Source organism: Anoxybacillus sp. P3H1B (genome assembly GCF_001560855.1).
Classification (GTDB): domain Bacteria; phylum Bacillota; class Bacilli; order Bacillales; family Anoxybacillaceae; genus Anoxybacteroides; species Anoxybacteroides rupiense.
On sequence record NZ_LPUG01000025.1, the window covers coordinates 1 to 25009 of the forward strand.

The following is a 25009-nucleotide window of genomic DNA, read 5'->3' on the forward strand; positions in this document are numbered from 1 at the left end:
AAATAACAAGCCTAGTGACGATGGCGGAGAGGTCACACCCGTTCCCATCCCGAACACGGAAGTTAAGCTCTCCAGCGCCGATGGTAGTTGGGGCTAACGCCCCTGCAAGAGTAGGACGTTGCTAGGCTGTATATAAAAAGCATGTTTCATTATGAAACATGCTTTTTTGTTTAATATATTGAAACCATCTGTAAATGCTTTACACTACTAATGATGGTGTTGCTAAATAAAAATATACTATTGACCATGCAACGGATGGCGATAACCTCCATAACTCATGCTGATCCTTGTCCTTTCATTTTGAGCTGATGGCCTATTCGTTCAATGTTGGTATGCAAGCCCCATAACTGTTTTCCAAATGTCACCTTCAACAACCCTGGAGTCATATTCGTTCTTTTGATTTCGAGGTGACCCAAAAACACTCCTATGTTCTCGGCGGGCGATAGTTTGAACCTTCTTGCTGTCATAGGCGGCATCTCCTAAAGCAAACCGAATGTTCCAGTCTTTGAGAGCTCAAAAAACCTCTGGCGTGACTGCCGCGTCATGTCGATTGGGGGGTGTAAGCATATGGGAGACCACGATTTCGCCTGCGGTGATACCTGTATAAAGTTGATAGCCCTTAAACAAGTGATAAGAGTGGGCATCATCCTTCCCATCATTTGAGAATCATAGGGGCTGCTTCGGAGTGCCATATTGTCAATCCACACAGCTGAAGGCTGCTTGACACTTAAATGCATAAGCAGTTGAGCATGAGATTCCGGAAACTCTTGCTCTTGAAACCATTGTTTTGTACGAGAAAGCGTCGAAACATGCAGAACGCTGTTAGTCTACAAAGGCGGCGACAATAATCAAACCACTGAAGGACTCACATCAACTCTCGCAACGAATCGAGCGCAAAATACGTTTTTAAAAATAAGCACCTGAGTAATGCCTTTTTAAAATCGGCGGCCTCTCTGTTGTATACGGCGTGCCAAACAAAGAAAGCCGATGGATCTATTGGAAGAATGCATCAAAAGAGATTTCATCTCCTACATGCATGTTCTTTAATCAAATTAGAACGCATAATGTCCACTCTTTGGAGCTTATTGGTCGCTGTATAGGATTTTCAAGGGAGTGAGTGGGTTTTTATATGTCTTTATTCATTTATGATGCGCTTTGCGACATATTCACAATAAAATTGTACATTTCGTTTTTTCGATACGATTGGTTTTCACTGATTAAAATTTGAACCTCTATTCACCCCATATCATATCCTCGAGCATATTAAACGTTAAATCATGTGAATGACCACGTCAAACTCCTCGGTTCCTGTGCTTCTCTCTCATTCAAAAACAGCTTAATTGACATATTCTACGGATTGAATATGCTTTGCTGCACATGCGAAAACTCTAAAAAAGTGCTGGTGTCTGTTTCCATCGTTGAATGGTTTACTGCTTCAAAGATGGATCTTTGAGCATGTGTCATGTTGAGATATGTCCTTGCTTCATAATTATAACTTTTTTCTTGATATAAAGGATTTTTAGCATATGTTATCGAATTAATTCATACTGCTTTTGTTTTAAATTCGGAAAATCGGCAATCATATGATTATCTGCTCTTGTTTGTTGCATTTTTTTTATATCTGCTATATAGTAAAATTAAGGTCAAATATAGTCAAAGTCAACTACCTAAGCAAGGAGGGGTAGGGTGAGAAACATTTCTGATATTATCGAACAATATTTAAAGCAAGTTTTAAATATGAGTGAACAAGAAATTGTTGAGATTAAACGAAGTGAAATCGCCGATAAATTTCAGTGCGTTCCTTCACAGATTAATTATGTCATTAATACACGCTTTACTTTGGAACGAGGCTATATTGTAGAAAGCAAGCGCGGCGGTGGAGGCTATATTCGAATTATAAAAGTGAAAACAAAAAATGAATCGCAATTAATTGATCAGCTATTATCTTTAATTCGTCATCATGTCAGTCAATCGAGTGCAGAGGATATTATTCGCCGACTTGTTGAAGAAAAAGTCATTTCTGAACGAGAGGCAAATATTATGTTGAGCGTAATGGATCGATCTGTTTTATATATTGACTTGCCTCAAAGAGATGAGTTGAGAGCTAGAATGTTAAAAGCCATGTTAATGTCTTTGAAGTATAAATAGAAAGAGGTGAGATCTTTGATATGTCAAGAATGTAAGCAGAGACCGGCCACGATGCATTTTACGAAAATTATCAATGGTGAAAAGACAGAATTTCATCTTTGCGAACATTGTGCTCAAGAGCACGGGGACGTTTTTATGTTTCATGGAAATGCAGGATTCTCTCTGCAAAATTTATTGGCAGGTCTATTAAATTTTGAAGCTCCTACAAAGGGAGCCAAGCAAAATGCATTTCAAAGCATTGAAATTTTGCAATGTGAACGCTGCAACATGACATATAATCAATTCGCCAAAATTGGCCGTTTTGGCTGCTCTCATTGCTATCATACATTCGCTAAACAACTGCAGCCGATATTGAAACGACTTCATAGTGGCAATACTACTCATGCAGGGAAAATTCCAAGACGAATCGGTGGCAGTATTTATATTCGTAAACAAATCGCTCATTTAAAACAAAAACTGCAAGAGCTTATTGCCAGAGAAGAGTTTGAAAAAGCAGCTGAAGTTCGCGATCAAATTCGTTTGCTTGAATCACGTGTAAGTAAACATGGGGAGGAGGGCTGATTGTGTCGCTTGAGAAGTTTTTGAATACAGCAGTAAGCTCTTGGATGAACCAAGAAGGTCCGGACTCAGACATTGTATTGAGCAGTCGGATTCGGCTTGCAAGGAATATTGTAGATTACCAGTTTCCCACTGTTTTTGGCAACGAAGAAGCCCAGCATATCGTACAGCAATTTGAACAGACATTTGCACGCCAATCACATCCTGTAGTTGGTAGATTTGAGCTTTTAAAAATGAATGAGCTCCAAACGATCGAAAAAAGGGTATTGGTTGAAAAACATTTAATTAGTCCACATTTAGCGGAAGATTGCCCATTCGGAGCATGCTTGCTGTCGGAAAATGAAGAGGTAAGCATTATGATTAACGAGGAGGACCATATTCGTATTCAATGTTTATTTCCAGGACTGCAACTGACAGAAGCTTTAGAGATGGCCAATGCGCTGGATGATTGGATTGAAATGCATGTCAATTACGCATTTGATGAAAAGAAAGGTTATTTAACAAGCTGTCCTACAAATGTAGGAACAGGATTAAGAGCATCGGTAATGATGCATTTACCGGCTCTGACTCTAACACAGCAAATGAACCAAATCATTCCAGCCATTAGCCAACTAGGATTAGTGGTAAGAGGAACGTATGGAGAAGGAAGTGAGGCCTTAGGGAATATATTCCAAATATCAAATCAAATTACGCTTGGCAAATCAGAAGAAGATATTGTGGAGGATTTAAAAAGTGTTGTTCAACAATTAATTGCTCAGGAAAGAATGGCAAGAGAGGCATTAGTCAAAACTTTAAACATACAATTAGAAGACAGAGTCTTTCGCTCCTATGGCATCTTGACCAATTGCCGTGTTATCGAATCGAAGGAAGCGGCCCAATGTTTATCGGATGTACGTTTGGGAATTGATTTAGGGTATATTAAAAACATTTCTCGGAGCATTCTAAATGAGCTGATGATTTTAATGCAGCCGGGATTCTTGCAGCAATATGCTGGCGGAGCATTAAGACCTAATGAACGGGATGTTCTTCGAGCTACTTTGATTCGAGAACGTTTAAAAATGGAAGAACGAAAAGCAATGGAGGGTGATGAAAATGATGTTCGGTAGATTCACAGAACGGGCGCAAAAAGTGTTGGCTTTAGCTCAAGAAGAAGCGGTACGTCTTGGTCACAATAACATTGGCACGGAGCATATTTTGCTTGGATTGATTCGCGAGGGGGAAGGGATTGCCGCTAAAGCTTTAATTGCTTTGGGGTTAGGACCAGAAAAGATTCAGAAGGAAGTAGAGGCATTGATTGGTCGAGGACATGAGGTGTCGCAAACGATTCATTATACGCCACGTGCCAAAAAAGTGATTGAGCTTTCTATGGATGAAGCCAGAAAGCTTGGACATTCGTATGTAGGTACAGAGCATATTTTGCTTGGCTTAATTCGTGAAGGAGAGGGAGTCGCCGCTCGTGTTCTCAATAATTTAGGAGTAAGCTTGAATAAAGCACGTCAACAAGTGTTACAACTATTGGGAAGCAATGAGTCTGTTTCCGGACACCAAGGCAGTGCTTCCCATGTGAGTACACCGACGTTAGACAGTCTTGCTCGCGATTTAACAGCCATTGCTCGCGAAGGCAGCTTAGATCCTGTCATTGGAAGAAGTAAAGAGATTCAACGTGTAATTGAAGTATTAAGCCGACGCACGAAAAACAACCCGGTATTAATCGGTGAACCCGGTGTAGGTAAAACAGCGATTGCAGAAGGATTGGCGCAGCAAATTGTCAATAATGAAGTTCCTGAAACGTTACGAGACAAGCGAGTCATGACGTTAGACATGGGGACAGTTGTTGCCGGAACCAAATATCGCGGTGAATTTGAAGACCGCTTGAAAAAAGTTATGGATGAAATTCGTCAAGCAGGAAATATTATTTTATTTATTGATGAGCTGCATACGCTCATCGGCGCAGGGGGAGCGGAAGGAGCTATTGATGCTTCAAACATTTTAAAACCTTCATTAGCTCGTGGTGAATTGCAGTGTATCGGTGCTACAACGTTAGATGAATACCGGAAATATATAGAGAAGGATGCTGCGCTAGAACGTCGTTTCCAGCCAATTTATGTTGATGAACCGACTGTTGAAGAGTCCATTCAAATTTTAAAAGGGTTACGTGACCGATATGAAGCGCATCATCGTGTCTCGATTTCTGATGAAGCAATTATTCAAGCAGTGAAGCTATCAGATCGATATATTACAGATCGCTTTCTCCCAGATAAAGCCATTGATTTAATTGATGAGGCATGCTCAAAAGTGCGTCTTCGTTCTTTTACCGCTCCTCCTAATTTAAAAGAGTTGGAACAAAAGTTAGAAGAGGTTCGTAAAGAAAAAGACGCTGCTGTTCAGAGTCAGGAATTTGAAAAAGCTGCTTCATTGCGCGATACGGAACAACGTTTGCGTGAGGAATTAGAAGAAACAAAACGCGCTTGGAAAGAAAAGCAAGGTCAGGAAAATTCGGAAGTAACAGTAGAGGATATTGCTTTGGTTGTATCTAGCTGGACAGGAATACCTGTATCGAAATTGGCGCAAACAGAAACAGAACGGTTGTTAAAGCTTGAAGAAATTTTGCATTCGCGAGTGATTGGACAGGAAGAAGCAGTGAAAGCAGTGGCGAAGGCGGTCCGACGCGCCCGTGCAGGATTAAAGGATCCAAAGCGTCCAATCGGTTCATTTATCTTCCTTGGACCAACTGGGGTAGGAAAAACAGAGTTAGCACGAGCACTGGCAGAAGCGATGTTTGGAGATGAGGATGCGTTGATTCGCATCGATATGTCCGAGTATATGGAGAAGCATTCTACTTCTCGACTTGTTGGTTCTCCTCCTGGATATGTCGGATATGAAGAAGGAGGACAATTGACAGAAAAAGTTCGCCGTAAACCATACTCGGTCGTTTTATTGGATGAGATGGAAAAAGCACATCCAGATGTATTTAATATTCTTCTGCAGGTATTAGAAGACGGACGTTTAACAGATTCAAAAGGAAGAACGGTTGATTTCCGCAATACGATTGTGATTATGACATCCAATGTGGGAGCTGATGCCCTGAAACGAAATAAGTATGTAGGCTTTAATGTTCAAGATGAAAGCCAGAAATATAAAGACATGAAGGGTAAAGTCATGGATGAATTGAAAAAAGCGTTCCGTCCAGAGTTTTTGAATCGTATTGACGAAATTATTGTATTCCACTCATTAGAAAAACAACATTTAGCAAAAATTGTTCATCTTATGGCCGATCAGCTTGTAAAACGTTTAACAGAGCAAGATATTGAATTAGAATTGACGGAAGAAACGATTGCAAAAATTGCTGAAGAAGGACATGACCCAGAATATGGTGCTCGTCCATTGCGCCGAGCTTTACAAAAACACATTGAAGACCGCTTATCTGAAGAGCTGTTGAAAGGAACGATCACAAAAGGGCAAAAAGTCATTGTAGATGTCAAAGACGGAGAATTTGTAGTTTTATCAGAACAAACCGTTCAGTAAAAGGTGGCAGCAAGGTATGCGGCAGAAGTAGATTGGCGCATACCTTCTTTTTGCATTTGCGAATAGAGAGGAATTAGCTGTTATGAAAAAGAAAACGAAATTTGTATGTCAAGAATGCGGATATGAATCAGCCAAATGGATGGGAAAGTGTCCAGGTTGTCAGACGTGGAACTCTATGATTGAGGAAATTGAGAAAGGAAAACCAGCAGCAAGGGGAGTATTTGTTCATACTGCTCCTTCTTCTATATCCAAGCCAGTGTCGATTACAACCGTAGCAACAGCACAGGAGCCAAGAATGGTAACGGATCTTGCGGAGTTTAATCGCGTGTTAGGTGGCGGAATCGTTAAAGGTTCTCTCGTTCTTATCGGCGGTGATCCTGGTATCGGAAAATCAACCATTCTTTTGCAGGTGTCTGCACAATTGGCGTTGAATCAATATAAGGTGCTATATATTTCCGGGGAAGAATCAGTCAAGCAAACGAAGCTGCGTGCTGACCGTTTGGGCATTTCCGCTAATGAGCTGTATGTATTATCAGAAACAGACTTGGAATATATTCATCAAGCGATTGAAGAAATTCAACCTGACTTTGTAGTAATTGATTCCATTCAAACGATCTATCGAGCCGAGATTACATCAGCTCCCGGCAGCGTTTCTCAAGTCAGGGAGTGTACAGGGGAATTGATGCGAATCGCTAAAACAAAAGGAATTGCGATTTTTATTGTCGGCCATGTAACAAAGGAAGGCTCCATTGCTGGACCGAGAATTTTAGAGCATATGGTAGATACAGTTTTGTATTTTGAAGGTGAGCGCCATCATACGTACCGAATTTTACGAGCAGTGAAGAATCGATTTGGATCGACTAATGAGATTGGTATTTTTGAAATGAGAGAAACGGGGCTGCTAGAGGTTGAAAACCCTTCAGAGGTATTCTTGGAAGAACGATCAAGCGGAGTGGCAGGATCAACGGTAGTAGCGTCAATGGAGGGCACAAGACCCGTGCTCGTGGAAATTCAAGCGTTAATTTCCCCAACAAGCTTTGGCAATCCAAGAAGAATGGCGACGGGAATTGACCATAACCGCGTATCATTGCTGATGGCTGTACTAGAAAAAAGAGTTGGGTTGCTTCTGCAAAACCAAGACGCTTATTTAAAAGTAGCCGGGGGAGTCAAATTAGATGAACCAGCTATTGATTTAGCCATCGCTGTAAGCATTGCTTCCAGCTTTCGCGATCTGCCGACGAATCCATCAGATGTCATCATCGGAGAGGTGGGGCTGACAGGAGAAGTACGTCGAGTCTCTCGTATCGAGCAGCGAGTTCAAGAAGCAGTAAAGCTTGGATTTCATCGTATTATTATTCCAAAAAATAATTTGGGAGGATGGCTGGCGCCAAAAGGAGTGGAAATTATCGGGGTGTCTCATGTCGCTGAAGCGTTGGAATACACGTTAGGAGACAGAAAATCTGTATGAATAAACGTTACAAACATGTATCAAATTTTTAAAAAAGATTAAAAACTGTGTTATCATTGGTTTCAAACATTGGAAACTGTTTATAATGTAGTTGAGGAGGTGAAAGTATGATGTTAAAGAGAGTAGTCCAATTATTTTTCTTAGTCGTCGGAGGGACCTTAGGAATTATTTTTCTTCCGAATATATTTCGACTGCTGAATATCCATCATCTTTCATTTTTTAACAATCCATATATGCTGGCGATTTTGGGAGCACTTATTTTCTTTATCATGACTTTTTGGCTAGTTGATTATGTAGTGGGTTTAATTCACTGGATTGAAGAATCTCTGGTAAAAGCACCTGTCACAGATATTTTGTTTGGAAGCTTAGGGTTAATTTTTGGATTGTTTGTTGCATTTTTAGTGGTGATGCCGCTTAAAGCATTTCAATTTCAAGTCGTTAATACCGTGCTGCCAGTTTTTTTAACGATTTTGCTTGGCTATTTAGGGTTTCAGGTAGGATTTAAGAAACGCCATGAGTTGATGAATTTATTTTCCATTTCTAGTCGCATGTCTAAGAAAAAAGGAACAGAAGAAGAAAGCGACAAGCAAAAAAACAGTACTTTAAAAATTCTTGATACAAGCGTGATTATTGACGGACGAATTGCTGATATTTGCCAAACAGGATTTTTAGAGGGAACGATTGTTATTCCTCGTTTTGTTCTAGAAGAATTACAGCATATTGCTGATTCCTCAGATGTACTGAAGCGAAATCGCGGCCGCCGCGGGCTTGATATTTTGAATCGCATTCAAAAAGAATTGGAAATGAAAGTAGAGATTTATGAAGGCGATTTTGATGACATTCAGGAAGTGGACAGCAAGCTAGTGAAATTAGCGAAATTAACATCAGGAGTGGTCGTGACGAACGATTTCAATTTAAATAAAGTCTGTGAACTGCAAAATGTGAGAGTCCTGAATATAAACGACTTGGCCAATGCAGTTAAACCGGTTGTTTTACCGGGAGAAGAATTGAATGTACAAGTCATTAAGGATGGAAAAGAGCATAACCAGGGCGTTGCCTATTTAGATGACGGAACGATGATTGTTGTCGAAGATGGCAGAGATTATATAGGCAAACGGGTTGACGTCTTAGTCACTAGTGTGTTACAAACTTCAGCAGGGAGAATGATTTTTGCGAAGCTCAAGCTTCTCCAAAAGGCATTATAAGTGTAGACTAGGAGAATAAGTCATATGTTATATCAAGTAGTCATTCCGGCAGCAGGACAGGGAAAGCGAATGAAGGCTGGCATGAACAAACTGCTTATTGAATTGCAGCATCAGCCTGTCATTATACACACGTTAAAGGTGTTTGAACAAGATGACGATTGTCGCGGAATTATTATGGTAGTAAACGAAACGGAAAGACCGCTGTTTGTTGAGCTACTGAAAAAGTTCGGGATCAAAAAAGTGATCTCGATCGTCAGTGGTGGCATCGAACGGCAACATAGCGTCTACAATGGGTTGCAGGCAGTTAAAGAAGGTGAGATTGTCCTCATTCATGATGGTGCCCGCCCGTTTATTAGGCTAGAAAAAATACACGAATTAGTGAAGGAAGCGCAAGAGCATGGTGCGGCAATTCCCGCTGTACCTATGAAAGACACCGTTAAAAAAGTTAGGAATGGAATGGCTGAGGAAACGGTGGAGCGCTCTAGCTTGTGGGCTGTACAGACTCCACAAGCTTTTCGTGTTTCCCTTGTTTTAGAAGCGCATAAACGGGCACAGGAAGAAGGGTATATCGGAACAGATGATGCCAGTCTTGTTGAACGGATGGGAAAAAAAGTGAAAATTGTGGAGGGAGATTATCGAAATATTAAATTAACAACGCCAGATGACTTACTATTTGCGGAAGCGATTTTATCATTAAAGGAAGCAAGGTGAATATATGTTTCGGATAGGGCAAGGATTTGACGTTCATCAATTAGTAACAGGCCGCCCTTTAATAATTGGCGGTGTTTGCATTCCTTATGAAAAAGGATTGCTTGGTCACTCAGATGCAGATGTGTTGTTGCATGCTGTGGCAGACGCGTGCTTAGGAGCCATTGGTGCTGGCGATATTGGGACGCATTTTCCAGATACGGATCAACAATATAAAGATGCCGACTCCGCGCGATTGCTACAGCAAGTTTGGAACCTCGTTAAGAAAGAGGGGTATAAGCTTGCCAATCTAGACTGTACCATTATTGCACAAAAACCGAAAATGGCTCCTTATATTGAACAAATGATAGAGAGAATGGCTGAGTTATTAGAAGCGGAGCGCTCTCAAGTAAATGTGAAGGCGACGACGACAGAAAAACTTGGATTTACTGGGCGTGAAGAAGGCATTGCTGCTCAAGCGGTTGTTTTATTGCAAAGGCAATAATGGCTTAACTTTGTGGTGGTATAATGTTAAAATAACGATACACAGTTAAATGTTGATGGAGGTCTTAACATGTCACAAGAGGTAAGAGTGCGTTATGCGCCGAGTCCGACTGGCCATTTACATATCGGAGGAGCGCGCACAGCTCTATTTAATTATTTGTTTGCTCGCCACCATAATGGGAAATTTATTGTGCGAATCGAAGACACTGATATCGAACGGAATGTGCCCGGCGGAGAGCAGTCTCAATTGGAGAATTTAAAATGGCTCGGCATTGATTACGATGAATCGGTAGACAAAGATGGAGGATATGGACCTTATCGCCAGACAGAGCGTCTTGATATATATCGTCAGTATGCAAATGAGCTATTAGAAAAAGGATATGCCTATAAATGCTTCTGTACGCCCGAAGAATTGGAGCAAGAACGTGAAGCCCAAAAGGCGGCGGGAATTGCAGCACCGCAATATAGTGGCAAATGCCGTCATCTAACGCCTGAACAGGTACAGCAGTTGGAGGCGGAAGGCAAGCCGTATACATTGCGTATAAAAGTACCTGAAGGGAAAGTATACGAGTTTGAAGACATGGTTCGTGGCAAAGTAGTGTTTGAATCAAAAGATATCGGTGACTGGGTCATCGTCAAAGCTAACGGAATTCCGACTTATAACTTTGCGGTGGTCATAGATGATTACTTAATGGAGATTACTCATGTATTTCGCGGCGAAGAACATTTATCGAACACGCCAAAACAGTTGATGATTTATGAGTATTTAGGTTGGGAGCCACCGCGCTACGGTCATATGACATTGATTGTAAATGAGCAGCGCAAAAAGTTATCCAAACGCGATGAATCGATTATTCAATTTGTTTCTCAATATAAAGAGCTTGGCTACCTTCCTGAAGCGATGTTTAACTTTTTTGCTTTATTAGGGTGGTCGCCAGAAGGAGAAGAAGAACTCTTTACGAAGGAAGAGCTCATTCGTATTTTTGATGTATCTCGCCTATCTAAATCTCCTTCGATGTTTGATAAACAGAAGCTGACATGGATGAATAACCAATATATTAAAAAGCTTGATTTAGATCGGCTTGTAGAACTGTCTTTGCCTCACTTAATCAAGGCGGGCTGTTTGCCGGCGCAAATGACCGGAGAGCAGCGGGAATGGGCTCGGCAATTAATTGCTTTATATCAAGAACAGATGAGCTATGGAGCAGAGATTGTAGAATTGTCCAAGCTGTTTTTTAAAGAAGATGTCGAGTATGACGAAGAAGCGCGGGCTGTATTAGTGGAAGAACAAGTTCCAGCCGTATTGAAGGCGTTTTTAGAGGCAGTGAAAAATCTGGAAAAATTGGATGCAGAGTCCATTAAAGCCGCTATTAAAGCGGTACAAAAAACAACGGGACAGAAAGGCAAGAAATTATTTATGCCTATCCGTGTAGCTACCACAGGACAAACTCACGGACCGGAGCTGCCGCTCGCGATACAGCTGCTTGGAAAAGAAAAAGTGATTCAACGCTTAGAAAAACTAATTGACTAACATTTTTTCTTTTTTGTAATATGATGATTAACAAATCCATATATAAAGCGTAGATGAGGAGAAGTAAAAAGCATTAACATTACAGAGAGAGTCACCTTGGCTGGAAGTGATTCATGCTTAATGCTTTTGAAATGCGCCTCGGAGCCTCCTTTCGAAGCAGAGATGCTCTGTAGTAGAATGGAGCGGATTCTCTTCCGTTATAAGAGCTGAGGGAGCCAAGCTTTTCATTTGGCTAAACAGAGTGGAACCGCGCGTCCGAGCGTCTCTGTGTTTGCAAACACAGAGACGCTTTTTATTATTCCGATATTCTGGAAGTCTGAGGAGGAGGGAGAGAGATGTTTAAAATCTTGAAAGAGGACATTGAAGTTGTGTTTGAACAAGATCCGGCAGCAAGAAGCTATTTAGAAGTTATTTTGACTTACTCAGGATTACATGCTATTTGGGCGCATCGCATTGCTCATGCTTTTTATAAACGGAAACTGTACTTTCTTGCAAGGCTGATTTCACAAATTAGTCGCTTTTTTACAGGCATTGAGATTCATCCAGGTGCAAAGATCGGTCGTCGCTTTTTTATCGACCATGGCATGGGTGTTGTGATTGGAGAAACATGTGAAATTGGCGATAATGTGACGGTATATCAAGGAGTGACATTAGGTGGGACAGGAAAAGAAAAAGGAAAGCGCCATCCGACCATTAAAGATAACTGTTTGATTGCAACAGGAGCTAAGGTGCTTGGTTCCATTACAATTGGAGAAAATTCAAAAATAGGAGCAGGATCGGTTGTTTTAAAAGATGTACCCCCGAACTCCACTGTTGTTGGTATTCCAGGGAAAGTCGTGGTGCATAATGGAGTCAGAGTGAACAAAGATTTAAACCATACGGATTTACCGGATCCTATTGCCGATCGTTTAAAAGAGCTAGAGAATCAGGTTGAAAAGCTACAAATGGAAATTCAACAACTTAAAGAAGGGAAGGCACAAAATGAGCATTCAGCTTTATAACACATTGACACGAAAGAAAGAGAAATTTGAACCGATTGAACCAAATAAGGTAAAAATGTATGTCTGTGGTCCAACGGTGTACAACTATATTCATATTGGAAATGCGCGTCCAGCTATTGTATTTGATACCGTCCGCCGCTATTTAGAATTTCGCGGCTATGATGTGCAATATGTTTCGAACTTTACTGATGTTGATGATAAATTGATTAAGGCGGCTAAAGAATTAGGAGAAGATGTTCCAACGATTGCTGAACGTTTTATTGAGGCTTATTTTGCAGATGTATCCGCATTAGGCTGCCGAAAAGCCGATGTTCATCCGCGTGTAACCGAAAATATTGACATTATTATTGAATTTATTGAGCAGCTGATCGAAAAAGGATATGCTTATGAAGTAGATGGGGATGTTTATTATAAAACAAGAGCGTTTGCAGAATACGGAAAACTTTCACATCAATCGGTTGATGAGCTTCGAGCGGGGGCCCGTATTGAAATTGGAGAAAAGAAAAAAGATCCGCTTGATTTTGCTTTATGGAAAGCAGCGAAAGAGGGCGAAATCGCTTGGGATAGCCCTTGGGGAAAAGGACGGCCGGGCTGGCATATCGAATGCTCAGCGATGGCGCACAAATATTTAGGAGATACTATCGATATTCATGCAGGTGGCCAAGATTTAACATTTCCACATCACGAAAACGAGATTGCCCAGTCAGAAGCGTTGACAGGAAAGACATTTGCGAAATATTGGATGCATAATGGCTACATTAATATCAATAATGAAAAAATGTCTAAATCTCTCGGGAACTTTGTTCTTGTACACGATATCATTCAGCAAGTAGATCCGAAAGTATTGCGCTTTTTTATGCTATCTGTTCATTACCGTCATCCGATTAACTATAGTCAAGAGTTGTTAGAAAGCACAAAGAACGGATTGGAACGTTTAAAAACGTCCTACCTTAATTTAAAACATCGTCTTGCGAGCTGCAGCAATTTAACCGATAACGATGGGCAATGGTTAGATAAGATTAATGAATGCCGCAATGTTTTCATTACGGAGATGGATGATGATTTTAACACGGCAAATGCCATTGCTGTATTATTTGAGCTATCTAAACAGGCAAATTTATATTTGCTTGAAAAAAATACAGCTGAAAAAGTCATTTCTGCTTTCATACATGAGTTTGAAGAGCTATTAGGTGTATTGGGAATTTCTTTAACAGAGGATGAATTGCTCGATGACGAAGTCGAAGCATTGATCCAGAAGCGAAATGAAGCTAGAAAAAATCGCGATTTTGCCTTAGCTGATCAAATTAGGGATGAACTAAAAGCAAAAAATATTATTTTAGAAGATACGCCGCAAGGAACGAGATGGAAAAGAGGATAAGAGTGTGAAAGACTTTTTTGTAGATATAAAAGATGTAAAACAGCTTAATGGTTTAGCTCTTGCTTATATCGGTGATGCTGTCTACGAATTGTATGTGCGGCATCGCCTCCTTGCCAAAGGAAGCGTTAAGCCAAATCAATTACACAAGCAAGCCATCCGGTATGTTTCTGCCAAGGCGCAGGCAAAAGTGGTATTGGCGTTACTAGAACAAGCGATCTTAACGGAGGAAGAGCAAGCGGTCTTGCGCAGAGGGAGAAATGCTAAATCAGCTACAATTCCTAAAAATACCGATGTTCAAACGTATCGATACAGTACAGCCTTTGAAGCGTTGATTGGGTATCATTTCTTAGGAAATAATGAGGAAAGACTGAAAGAGCTCATCCGTTATTCATTTGATATTACTGAAGGCTAAGAAAGGAAGACGTAAAGAAATGGACCTTATTATCGGAAAAAATCCTGTATTAGAAGCGTTAAAGTCGGAACGGGAAGTAAATAAAATTTGGGTTGCCGAAGGGGCGCAGCGGGGAGCGATGCAATCGGTCATTGAGCTGGCTAAGCAGCAAAAAGTGATTGTGCAATATGTTCCGAAAAAAAAGCTGGATCAGATGGTTGATGGAAATCACCAAGGAGTTATTGCTCAAGTAGCTGCTTACCAATATTATGATATCGATGAATTATTTTACCGTGCGGCAGAAAAAAATGAACCTCCTTTCTTCTTGATGCTTGATGAGCTGGAAGACCCTCATAATTTAGGCTCTATTATGCGCACAGCCGATGCGGTCGGAGCACATGGCATTATTATCCCGAAGCGTCGTTCAGTTGGCTTAACCTCAACAGTGGCCAAAGCTTCCACAGGAGCGATTGAACATATTCCAGTTGCCCGTGTGACGAATTTAGCAAGAACGATTGATGAGCTAAAAGAACGGGGAATTTGGATTGTCGGCACGGATGCCAAAGCACAAGACGATTATCGCCAGCTGGATGGAACAATGCCTTTAGCCCTCGTAATTGGAAGTGAAGGGAAAGGAATTGGGAGGTTGATTTTGGAAAAATGTGACTTTTTAATTCGCCTTCCGATGAAGGGGAAGGTGACATCGCTAAACGCTTCAGTGGCAGCCAGTTTATTAATGTATGAGGTGTACCGTAAACGATATCCTTTAGGAGAATAACTCTATGGATATTCTCATTGTGGATGGCTACAACGTGATTGGTGCTTGGCCTGAGCTTCGCAAATTAAAAGAGCATGATCTTGCTTCAGCAAGAGATGTATTAATTTCTAAAATGGCTGAGTACCAAGGATTTACTGGATATAAAGTGATCATTGTTTTTGATGCACACCTCGTACAAGGCGTTGAGAAAAAATATACCAATTATCAAGTAGATGTTATTTTTACAAAAGAGAATGAAACAGCAGATGAGCGAATTGAAAAGCTTGCAAAGCAGCTAATTAATATTCGGACAAAAGTATATGTAGCGACCTCTGATTACACAGAACAATGGGCGATTTTTGGACAAGGTGCTTTGCGAAAGTCGGCTCGTGAGCTTTTGACCGAAATGGAATCAATTGAACAAGGAATTTCTAAAAAAGTAAAAGCCATTCACGAACAAAAACCAGTCTCAAAAATTCCTTTAACAGATGAAGTGGCAAGAATTTTCGAAAGATGGCGAAGAGGCGAAAAATGAGAGGTTGACGCTGTAAAATTTTGTACTGTATAATAATTTTATCGATTTGTGCGGTCGGAGGGATCGGCGTGGGCGAAGGCTTCAAAAGCAAAGATGAGAAAAAGTTGGAACAGTTTGAGGATGAAGTATTAGTCGAACGGGTGCACCAAGGAGACAGCGATGCCTTGGACTTTTTGATTCATAAGTATCAAAACTTTGTCCGAGCGAAAGCGCGTTCTTATTTTTTAGTTGGAGCAGATAAAGAGGACATTATTCAGGAGGGAATGATTGGCCTATATAAAGCGATTCGGGATTTTAAAGAGGACAAGCTTACTTCTTTTAAAGCCTTTGCGGAATTATGCATTACTCGGCAAATGATTACCGCAATCAAAACGGCCACAAGGCAAAAGCACATTCCGCTCAACTCATATGTTTCGCTTGATAAGCCTATTTATGATGATGAATCCGATCGAACACTGATGGATGTTATTTCCGGAACAAAAGCAACGGATCCAGAAGAGTTGATTATTAATCGTGAAGAAGTCGATGATATTGAAATTAAAATGGCCGAGCTTTTAAGTGACTTAGAGAGAAAGGTGCTTGTTCTATATTTAGATGGGCGGTCATATCAAGAAATTTCTGAAGAGCTTAACCGCCATGTTAAATCGATTGATAACGCTTTACAAAGAGTGAAGCGAAAGTTGGAAAGATATTTGGAATATCGCGAAATCAGTCTATAAATGAAAAGGGCATGCTGGGCAACAGGCTAAAGCACTATTTGTCATTGACATAAGAAAGATGGATATGTTAAATTTTTAAAGACATCTCGTAGAACGGTGGGAGGCATATGCGTAAAAAGGTGATATTAGCCTGCAGTCAATGCAATACCCGTAATTATTCAACGATGAAAAATACCGCAAATACTCAAGAACGTCTAGATATCAAAAAGTTTTGCAAAACTTGCAATGAACATACAATTCACCGGGAAACGAAATAAGTTTTACGATCATGCCAATGACTGGCAAAGCAGCTCTAAGTTGTTGGAGGTTATTAATCATGCAACGTATTATCAATTTTTTTAATGAAGTCGCACGTGAGATGAAAAAAGTCAGTTGGCCGAAAAGAAAAGAGTTAGTCAATTATACCATTACCGTGTTAGCCACTGTTGCTTTCATGACCATTTTTTTTGCGGTTGTGGATCTAGGGATTTCTTCTTTAATTCGTTTTGTGCTTGAATAACTGGCGCTTTGTTATGGTATAATAAAAGATAATAAGGTAGAAATAAAAGGCCCGGAAACGGGTTTTTGTTTTGCTTATAAAACTTAATTGCTGTTTAAGGGGAGGGAAGGACGTTTAAGTCCCAGCCAATGGAGAAAAACTGGTATGTTATCCATACATATTCAGGCTATGAAAATAAAGTGAAGGCCAATCTGGAAAAACGTTTAGAATCGATGGGGATGCAGGATAAAATTTTTCGCGTTGTCGTTCCTGAAGAAGAAGAAACAGATATGAAAAACGGAAAGAAAAAAGTAACAAAGCGGAAGGTATTCCCTGGATATGTGTTGGTTGAAATGATTATGACGGATGACTCTTGGTATGTAGTGCGCAATACACCAGGAGTTACTGGATTTGTCGGATCAAGCGGAGCAGGATCAAAGCCAACCCCTCTTCTTGAAGAAGAGGTTCACTTAATTTTAAAACGTATGGGCGTGCCGCTTAATGAGCTTGATTTTGATTATGAGCTAAAAGAAACGGTACAGGTTAAGGAAGGGCCTTTTGCTAATTTCACAGGAACGATTGAAGAAATTGATATGGATCGGCGGAAGGTTAAAGTGCTTGTGAATATGTTTGGGCGTGAAACCCCAGTAGAGCTTGATTTTTCGCAAATTGAAAAAATATAATTGCTGAAACAACTTGCAATCAAAAAGGAAAAGTGATAATATTTTATAGTCAGTGTATCTCATGATACAAGCTGATCATATGAACTTTTTTATAATCAATGATAAATCAGTGGCATTTCCTATGCTTTAAGCATGATAGGAAATAGAAGGGCGAAAGGTTACGTCCTGCCTTACGAAAGAATAATGCAAATGCTGCATTATTCATAACCTTATATGAGTGGGAGGGAACGTCCCTAATACCACATCACGGACTTAAGGAGGTGTGTCTCGTGGCTAAAAAAGTAATCAAAGTTGTAAAGCTACAAATTCCTGCGGGTAAAGCGAATCCGGCACCACCAGTTGGTCCAGCTTTAGGTCAAGCTGGTGTAAACATTATGGGATTCTGTAAAGAATTCAATGCTCGTACAGCTGACCAAGCAGGTTTGATCATTCCTGTTGAAATTACGGTATACGAGGACCGTTCATTTACATTTATTACAAAAACTCCGCCTGCTGCTGTTTTGCTTAAAAAAGCGGCTGGCATTGAGTCAGGTTCTGGTGAGCCAAACCGTAATAAAGTAGCAACAATCAAGCGTGACAAAGTACGTGAGATTGCTGAAACAAAAATGCCAGATCTCAATGCTGCTAGCATTGAAGCAGCAATGCGTATGGTGGAAGGTACCGCACGCAGCATGGGAATTGTTATCGAAGACTAATCGTGTTATGGTATCTGGCTGCTGAAGGTTGCGAGTACAGAAATAATCTGTTTCGCAACCTTTATTCGTGGGAGGTTATTCCGCTAAAACCACAATAAGGAGGAAATTCAAATGGCTAAAAGAGGAAAAAAATATTTAGAAGCGGCGAAGCTTGTGGACCGCTATACAGCTTATTCTGTAACTGAAGCAATTGAATTAGTGAAGAAAACAAGCATTGCGAAATTTGATGCCACTGTAGAAGTTGCTTTCCGTTTAGGGGTTGACCCTAAAAAAGCGGATCAGCAAATTCGCGGGGCCGTTGTGTTGCCTCATGGAACAGGTAAAGTACAACGCGTGCTCGTATTTGCAAAAGGAGAAAAAGCAAAAGAAGCTGAAGCTGCGGGAGCAGATTATGTGGGCGATACAGAGTACATCAACAAAATCCAACAAGGATGGTTTGATTTTGACGTAATCGTAGCTACTCCTGACATGATGGGTGAAGTCGGTAAGCTAGGTCGTATCCTAGGACCTAAAGGATTAATGCCGAATCCAAAAACAGGAACAGTTACATTTGATGTAGCAAGAGCGGTAAAAGAAATCAAAGCTGGTAAAGTAGAGTACCGTGTTGATAAAGCTGGAAACATTCATGTGCCAATTGGCAAAATTTCGTTTGATAACGAAAAGCTAGTGGGCAACTTCACAACAATTTACGAAACAATTTTAAAAGTGAAGCCTGCTGCTGCTAAAGGCACGTATGTAAAAAATGTAACAGTAACTTCAACGATGGGACCTGGCATCAAAGTCGATCCTTCAACATTTGCTGTTGCAAAATAAGTGGCTGTTGACTTTCGGGCAGTCATTTAGTATCATAAAACTTGTCTGAAAAGAGAATATCATTTGTACCGTAGACAGTAGGTGCTCGGCATGAGCTTAATTTCCTACCGAGGTGTTTTGTTTATAGAAAGCAAAGTGCATCTTGTGGTGCTTTACAGTACCTCCATGTCTACGTGGCATGGAGGTTTTCTTATGAACGGTATAAGTGGTATTTCATCTTATCTTCTACAGGAGGTGTGAAAATGAGCAGCGCAATCGAACTCAAAAAACAAGTAGTCGCAGAAATCGCAGAGAAATTCCGCGCAAGCAAATCAACTATTATTGTAGACTATCGCGGTCTAAACGTAGCAGAAGTTACTGAACTTCGCAAACAGCTTCGCGAAGCTGGTATTGAGTTCAAAGTATACAAAAATACGTTAACTCGCCGTGCGCTTGCAGAAGTTGGTTTAGAAGGGTTAGATGAAGTACTTACTGGTCCAAATGCGATCGCGTTTAGTAACGAAGATGTAGTAGCTCCAGCCAAGCTTCTAAACGATTTTGCAAAAGCGCATGAAGCGTTGGAAATTAAAGCAGGAATTATTGAAGGCAACGTAGCTACAGTTGAAGAAGTGAAAGCACTTGCTAATCTTCCTTCTCGCGAAGGCTTGCTTTCTATGTTGCTTAGCGTTCTTCAAGCTCCTATCCGCAACTTCGCGCTTGTTACAAAAGCAGTTGCAGAGAAAAAAGAAGAACAAGGTGCTTAATCTTATAGTGGCTTAGCCCATTTGAAAAACAATGCTAAACATCTTGATATTAAGGGAGGAATATTACAATGACGAAAGAACAAATCATTGAAGCGGTTAAAAATATGACAGTTTTAGAATTAAACGATTTAGTAAAAGCAATTGAAGAAGAGTTCGGCGTAACTGCTGCTGCTCCTGTAGTAGTTGCTGGTGGCGGTGCTGCTGGTGGCGAAGCTGCTGCTGAAAAAACAGAATTCGATGTTATTCTTACAGATGGCGGCGCGCAAAAAATCAAAGTTATCAAAGTTGTGCGTGAACTTACTGGTCTTGGCTTAAAAGAAGCAAAAGACTTAGTTGACAACACTCCAAAGCCAGTTAAAGAAGGCGTTTCTAAAGAAGAAGCTGAAGAAATCAAAGCTAAACTTGAAGAAGCTGGCGCTAGCGTAGAAGTGAAGTAATTTCTCTTTTCTTTATGTGGAATGAAAAAGCCCGCTAATGATAGCGGGCTTTTTCATCTTTACAGCACTTATCGTATCAGTCAAATAAAATCGATTCACTTTGTTGTCCTTGTACGGCATCAATACAAAGATGAAATGGATGGTATGTGTAAAAAACTATGGTTGTCTGACCGTCGAAATCGGACGAAGCAGGATCATCACCTGCTCACTTGGGAATTAATGTGGAGGCATCCGGCTATATATCTATATACATGGATTTTACAGCATATTCTGCTATCAAGTATGGAGAGAATGGTAAAAAGCCAATGAAAGGATGAGAATCATTGAGTGAACATTACTACTCCAAAGCTCCGTCTTCTTCAAGTGATCCACATACATGGAGTTACACACTTAGAGGAAATGATTTGCTCTTTACAACTGATCAAGGTGTTTTTTCTAAGCGTGAGGTGGATTTTGGCTCACGATTGCTCATTGAAACGTTTGAAGAGCCGTTGATTCAAGGGGACTTTTTGGATGTCGGCTGCGGCTACGGTCCGATTGGTTTAGCTTTAGCAAAATCTTTCCCTGAGCGCAAGGTGGAGATGGTTGACATTAATGAACGAGCGATTGCGTTAGCCCGCCAAAATCAGCAGCAAAATCAAATTCATAATGCCATCATCTATGAAAGCAATTTGTTTCAAGAGATCGGAATGAAAAAGTTCGCTGCCATTTTAACGAATCCCCCAATTCGTGCGGGAAAGCAGATCGTTCATTCGATTTTTGCAGAAAGTGTGGATCATCTCCTTTCTGGTGGAGAATTATGGATTGTGATTCAGAAGAAGCAAGGGGCTCCTTCCGCTCTTGAAAAACTCCAATCACTATTTCCAGAAGTAGAAGTAATAACAAAGAAAAAAGGATATTATATCATAAAGGCAAAAAAATATTGACAGTTTTTTTTAGCTATGATAGCATTATAAAATGCCAAATGTGTAACCTTATGTAGCTATCTATAATTCATATGTATAATTTTATTTCTAATGGGGAAAATTATAAAATCAATAAATAGGTGAAAATGTGGTTTTCTTGTTATAGAAACCATTTTTCTTTTGTCTGATAGTAAGGCAAAAAATGCCTTCATCAGCAAGGCAGCCTTCTACTTTTTTATCAACGCTTGAATTTGAGGGGTGAATCAGTTGACAGGTCAACTAGTTCAATATGGACGACACCGCCAACGAAGAAGTTACGCGCGTATTAGTGAGGTATTGGAATTACCAAACCTTATCGAAATTCAGACCTCCTCTTACCAATGGTTTCTTGATGAAGGTCTGAGAGAAATGTTCAAAGAAATTTCGCCAATTGAGGATTTTTCCGGAAATCTATCTCTTGAATTTATCGACTATAGCCTAGGAGAGCCGAAATACTCAGTCGAAGAGTCGAAAGAACGCGATGTTACATATGCGGCACCTCTTCGCGTAAAAGTGCGCCTGATTAATAAAGAAACAGGCGAAGTAAAAGAGCAAGATGTTTTCATGGGCGATTTCCCTCTAATGACAGAGACGGGAACGTTTATTATTAACGGTGCCGAACGGGTCATTGTTTCGCAGCTTGTACGTTCTCCAAGCGTATATTATAGCGGAAAAGTAGATAAAAACGGCAAACGCGGATTCTCAGCCACTGTTATCCCAAACCGAGGCGCATGGCTGGAGTATGAAACAGATGCAAAGGACGTTGTCTATGTTCGCATTGACCGTACTCGTAAACTGCCTGTCACCGTGCTTTTGCGTGCTCTTGGATTTGGATCCGATCAAGAGATTATCGATTTAATCGGTGAAAACGAGTATATTCGTAATACGCTTGAAAAAGATAATACAGAAAATACGGAGAAAGCGTTACTAGAAATTTACGAGCGCTTACGTCCTGGCGAGCCGCCGACAGTAGAAAACGCGAAAAGCTTGCTTATTTCTCGTTTTTTTGATCCAAAACGCTATGATTTAGCGAGCGTCGGCCGCTATAAAATTAACAAAAAACTTCATATCAAAAATAGACTTTTCAATCAACGGCTTGCTGAAACACTCGTTCATTCGGAGACTGGTGAAATTATCGCTGAAAAAGGAACGATGATTGATCGCAGAACGCTTGATCGAATTCTACCTTATCTCGAAAACGGGATCGGCTTCCGGACATATAAGCCATTCGGTGGTGTAGTAGATGAGGAGTTTACGCTTCAGTCCATTAAAATTTATGCACCGAATGATCCTGATGGTGAGCAAGTCATTAATGTCATTGGCAACGGATACATTGCTGAAGATGTCAAACACATTACGCCAAGCGATATTATTGCGTCCATTAGCTATTTCTTCAACCTTCTCCATGGAGTAGGTGACACGGATGATATCGATCATTTAGGAAACCGGCGCCTTCGTTCTGTAGGAGAGCTGTTGCAAAACCAATTCCGTATCGGTTTATCGCGCATGGAACGGGTAGTTCGCGAGCGCATGTCGATTCAGGACACAAATACGATCACACCTCAACAGCTTATTAATATTCGTCCAGTGATTGCTGCTATTAAGGAATTCTTTGGCAGCTCACAGCTTTCACAATTTATGGATCAAACCAATCCGCTTGCTGAGCTGACTCATAAGCGCCGTTTATCCGCATTAGGACCAGGCGGTTTAACTCGCGAACGTGCGGGTATGGAAGTGCGTGACGTACACTATTCTCACTATGGACGCATGTGTCCGATTGAAACACCTGAGGGGCCAAACATCGGTTTAATTAACTCTTTATCTACGTATGCCAAAGTTAATAAATTTGGATTCATTGAAACACCTTATCGCCGAGTTGACCCTGAAACAGGAAAAATCACGGACCGCATCGACTATTTAACGGCTGACGAAGAAGATAACTATGTGGTAGCGCAGGCAAATGCCAGAATTGCTGAGGATGGAACATTCCTAGATGAAGATATTGTAGCGCGCTTCCGTGGTGAAAACATTGTCGTTAAACGCGATCGCGTCGACTATATGGACGTATCGCCGAAACAGGTCGTATCAGCGGCGACTGCGTGTATTCCATTCTTAGAAAATGACGATTCCAACCGAGCGTTGATGGGAGCAAACATGCAACGCCAAGCGGTGCCGTTATTGCAGCCGGAAGCACCAATTGTTGGTACAGGAATGGAATATGTATCAGCTAAAGATTCAGGTGCTGCTGTTATTTGTAAGCATCGTGGAATTGTTGAGCGGGTGGAAGCAAAAGAAATTTGGGTTCGCCGTTTGGTGGAAGTTGACGGGAAAGAGATAAAAGGCGATCTGGACAAATATCGTCTGCTTAAATTTGTTCGTTCCAACCAAGGAACATGCTATAATCAACGCCCAATTGTGAAAAAAGGCGATATTGTTGAAAAAGGAGAAATTCTCGCAGACGGACCATCAATGGAAAAAGGTGAACTGGCGCTCGGTCGCAACGTATTAGTTGCCTTTATGACATGGGATGGTTATAACTACGAAGACGCGATCATTATGAGCGAACGTCTTGTAAAAGAAGATGTATATACGTCTGTTCACATTGAAGAATATGAATCAGAATCTCGTGACACAAAATTGGGACCAGAGGAAATCACCCGCGATATTCCAAACGTTGGAGAAGACGCGTTGCGCAATCTAGATGAGCGCGGCATTGTGCGAATTGGCGCAGAAGTAAAAGACGGAGATTTGCTAGTAGGGAAGGTCACACCAAAAGGGGTGACAGAGCTGACAGCGGAAGAACGTCTGCTTCATGCTATCTTCGGAGAAAAAGCGCGTGAAGTGCGCGACACCTCGCTTCGTGTACCACACGGTGGCGGCGGGATCGTACTGGATGTCAAAGTCTTTAACCGAGAAGATGGGGATGAACTTCCTCCCGGCGTGAACCAGCTTGTGCGTGTATACATTGTTCAAAAACGGAAAATCTCTGCTGGAGATAAAATGGCTGGTCGTCACGGAAACAAAGGGGTTATCTCAAGAATTCTTCCGGAAGAAGATATGCCATTTTTACCAGATGGAACACCGGTGGATATCATGTTAAACCCATTGGGCGTTCCTTCACGCATGAACATTGGTCAGGTGCTTGAATTGCATTTGGGAATGGCTGCGAGAAAGCTTGGTCTTCATGTTGCTTCACCAGTATTCGATGGAGCTCGCGAAGAAGACGTTTGGGCCATTTTGGAGGAAGCTGGAATGGCACGTGATGCCAAAACGGTGCTTTATGATGGAAGAACTGGTGAGCCGTTCGATAATCGTGTCTCTGTCGGAATCATGTACATGATTAAACTTGCGCACATGGTTGACGATAAGCTCCATGCTCGTTCTACAGGTCCATACTCGCTTGTCACGCAACAGCCGCTTGGCGGTAAAGCTCAATTTGGCGGCCAGCGTTTTGGTGAGATGGAGGTTTGGGCTCTTGAGGCTTATGGTGCGGCATATACGCTACAAGAAATTTTGACTGTGAAGTCGGACGATGTAGTGGGTCGCGTAAAAACTTACGAAGCCATTGTCAAAGGTGAAAATGTTCCAGAACCAGGCGTTCCGGAATCATTTAAAGTTTTAATCAAAGAGCTTCAAAGCTTAGGAATGGATGTGACGATCCTTTCAAGTGACGAGAAAGAAATCAACATGGAAAACTTTGACGAAGATGATGATGTCCAACCAGCAGAAGCCATTGCCGTTGGAATAGAAGTGGAAAAAGAAGAAGAAAAAGATGCAGTGACAAAGGAATAAACCGATAAGGCAAAAAG

The 25009-nt window shown here is 41.1% G+C and carries 24 protein-coding genes, 1 rRNA gene and 2 other annotated features; all 25 genes read left to right on the forward strand.

The window, feature by feature from the left end; translation table 11 throughout:
• The first annotated feature begins 10 nt into the window (after positions 1-10).
• The 25 genes from rrf to rpoB all read left to right on the forward strand — a co-directional run bounded on the left by rrf (position 11) and on the right by rpoB (position 24992).
• Positions 11-127: ribosomal RNA gene (gene rrf, locus AT864_RS14630) — 5S ribosomal RNA — on the forward strand.
• Positions 128-1686: 1559 nt separating this feature from the next.
• Entirely contained in the window at positions 1687-2148 is a 462-nt protein-coding gene (locus AT864_RS14640; RefSeq protein ID WP_044744090.1) for a CtsR family transcriptional regulator, read from the forward strand.
• Positions 2149-2163: 15 nt separating this feature from the next.
• Positions 2164-2709 (forward strand): UvrB/UvrC motif-containing protein, encoded by a 546-nt coding sequence (locus tag AT864_RS14645; protein WP_044744089.1) that lies wholly within the window; start codon positions 2164-2166, stop codon positions 2707-2709.
• 2 nt (positions 2710-2711) lie between these two features.
• Entirely contained in the window at positions 2712-3812 is a 1101-nt protein-coding gene (locus AT864_RS14650; RefSeq protein WP_066150182.1) for a protein arginine kinase, read from the forward strand.
• Positions 3799-6231, forward strand: coding sequence for an ATP-dependent protease ATP-binding subunit ClpC (gene clpC / locus AT864_RS14655; protein ID WP_066150184.1), 2433 nt, complete (start codon positions 3799-3801; stop codon positions 6229-6231). Before AT864_RS14650 ends, clpC begins: the two co-directional genes overlap by 14 nt.
• Positions 6232-6313: 82 nt before the next feature.
• On the forward strand, positions 6314-7699 hold the full coding sequence (gene radA, locus AT864_RS14660; protein ID WP_066150187.1) for a DNA repair protein RadA: 1386 nt from the start codon (positions 6314-6316) through the stop codon (positions 7697-7699).
• Between the two features lie 110 nt (positions 7700-7809).
• Positions 7810-8904, forward strand: coding sequence for a PIN/TRAM domain-containing protein (locus AT864_RS14665; protein ID WP_044744093.1), 1095 nt, complete (start codon positions 7810-7812; stop codon positions 8902-8904).
• Positions 8905-8928: 24 nt separating this feature from the next.
• Positions 8929-9615: a 2-C-methyl-D-erythritol 4-phosphate cytidylyltransferase gene (ispD, locus tag AT864_RS14670; protein ID WP_066150190.1), complete on the forward strand. Its 687-nt coding sequence runs from the start codon at positions 8929-8931 to the stop codon at positions 9613-9615.
• Positions 9616-9619: 4 nt separating this feature from the next.
• On the forward strand, positions 9620-10096 hold the full coding sequence (gene ispF / locus AT864_RS14675) for a 2-C-methyl-D-erythritol 2,4-cyclodiphosphate synthase (RefSeq protein WP_044744084.1): 477 nt from the start codon (positions 9620-9622) through the stop codon (positions 10094-10096).
• Between the two features lie 69 nt (positions 10097-10165).
• Complete coding sequence (gltX, locus tag AT864_RS14680; protein WP_066150193.1) at positions 10166-11626, forward strand: glutamate--tRNA ligase; 1461 nt, start codon at positions 10166-10168, stop codon at positions 11624-11626.
• A 41-nt stretch (positions 11627-11667) separates the two neighbouring features.
• Positions 11668-11896: a binding site (T-box leader), on the forward strand.
• 65 nt (positions 11897-11961) lie between these two features.
• Positions 11962-12627 carry a serine O-acetyltransferase gene (cysE, locus tag AT864_RS14685; protein WP_066150196.1) on the forward strand — a complete coding sequence of 222 codons (666 nt, stop codon included), beginning with the start codon at positions 11962-11964 and terminating at the stop codon, positions 12625-12627.
• The gene (gene cysS / locus AT864_RS14690) at positions 12608-14005 is read left to right on the forward strand and encodes a cysteine--tRNA ligase (RefSeq protein ID WP_066150199.1); all 1398 of its coding nucleotides are present in this window, start codon (positions 12608-12610) and stop codon (positions 14003-14005) included. Before cysE ends, cysS begins: the two co-directional genes overlap by 20 nt.
• Before the next feature lie 4 nt (positions 14006-14009).
• Positions 14010-14417, forward strand: coding sequence for a Mini-ribonuclease 3 (locus AT864_RS14695; RefSeq protein ID WP_231734667.1), 408 nt, complete (start codon positions 14010-14012; stop codon positions 14415-14417).
• A 19-nt stretch (positions 14418-14436) separates the two neighbouring features.
• A complete protein-coding gene (gene rlmB / locus AT864_RS14700) occupies positions 14437-15174 on the forward strand; it encodes a 23S rRNA (guanosine(2251)-2'-O)-methyltransferase RlmB (protein WP_066150202.1) in 738 nt (245 codons plus the stop codon).
• A 4-nt stretch (positions 15175-15178) separates the two neighbouring features.
• Complete coding sequence (locus AT864_RS14705; protein WP_066150205.1) at positions 15179-15688, forward strand: NYN domain-containing protein; 510 nt, start codon at positions 15179-15181, stop codon at positions 15686-15688.
• A gap of 68 nt (positions 15689-15756) precedes the next feature.
• Positions 15757-16407 (forward strand): RNA polymerase sporulation sigma factor SigH, encoded by a 651-nt coding sequence (gene sigH / locus AT864_RS14710; RefSeq protein ID WP_066150211.1) that lies wholly within the window; start codon positions 15757-15759, stop codon positions 16405-16407.
• 107 nt (positions 16408-16514) lie between these two features.
• Positions 16515-16664, forward strand: a complete 150-nt coding sequence (rpmG, locus tag AT864_RS17740; RefSeq protein ID WP_080862215.1) for a 50S ribosomal protein L33 — start codon at positions 16515-16517, stop codon at positions 16662-16664.
• 59 nt (positions 16665-16723) lie between these two features.
• Positions 16724-16906, forward strand: coding sequence for a preprotein translocase subunit SecE (gene secE / locus AT864_RS14715; RefSeq protein ID WP_044744077.1), 183 nt, complete (start codon positions 16724-16726; stop codon positions 16904-16906).
• A gap of 128 nt (positions 16907-17034) precedes the next feature.
• Positions 17035-17568, forward strand: a complete 534-nt coding sequence (gene nusG / locus AT864_RS14720; RefSeq protein ID WP_044744076.1) for a transcription termination/antitermination protein NusG — start codon at positions 17035-17037, stop codon at positions 17566-17568.
• Between the two features lie 269 nt (positions 17569-17837).
• Positions 17838-18263, forward strand: a complete 426-nt coding sequence (rplK, locus tag AT864_RS14725; protein WP_027410223.1) for a 50S ribosomal protein L11 — start codon at positions 17838-17840, stop codon at positions 18261-18263.
• A 111-nt stretch (positions 18264-18374) separates the two neighbouring features.
• Complete coding sequence (gene rplA / locus AT864_RS14730; protein WP_066150214.1) at positions 18375-19076, forward strand: 50S ribosomal protein L1; 702 nt, start codon at positions 18375-18377, stop codon at positions 19074-19076.
• Between the two features lie 50 nt (positions 19077-19126).
• Positions 19127-19276: a sequence feature (ribosomal protein L10 leader region), on the forward strand.
• A 42-nt stretch (positions 19277-19318) separates the two neighbouring features.
• A complete protein-coding gene (gene rplJ / locus AT864_RS14735) occupies positions 19319-19819 on the forward strand; it encodes a 50S ribosomal protein L10 (protein WP_044744074.1) in 501 nt (166 codons plus the stop codon).
• 68 nt (positions 19820-19887) lie between these two features.
• On the forward strand, positions 19888-20256 hold the full coding sequence (rplL, locus tag AT864_RS14740; RefSeq protein ID WP_044744073.1) for a 50S ribosomal protein L7/L12: 369 nt from the start codon (positions 19888-19890) through the stop codon (positions 20254-20256).
• 323 nt (positions 20257-20579) lie between these two features.
• On the forward strand, positions 20580-21182 hold the full coding sequence (locus tag AT864_RS14745; protein ID WP_044744072.1) for a class I SAM-dependent methyltransferase: 603 nt from the start codon (positions 20580-20582) through the stop codon (positions 21180-21182).
• Between the two features lie 246 nt (positions 21183-21428).
• A complete protein-coding gene (gene rpoB / locus AT864_RS14750) occupies positions 21429-24992 on the forward strand; it encodes a DNA-directed RNA polymerase subunit beta (RefSeq protein ID WP_066150217.1) in 3564 nt (1187 codons plus the stop codon).
• Positions 24993-25009 lie beyond the last annotated feature (17 nt).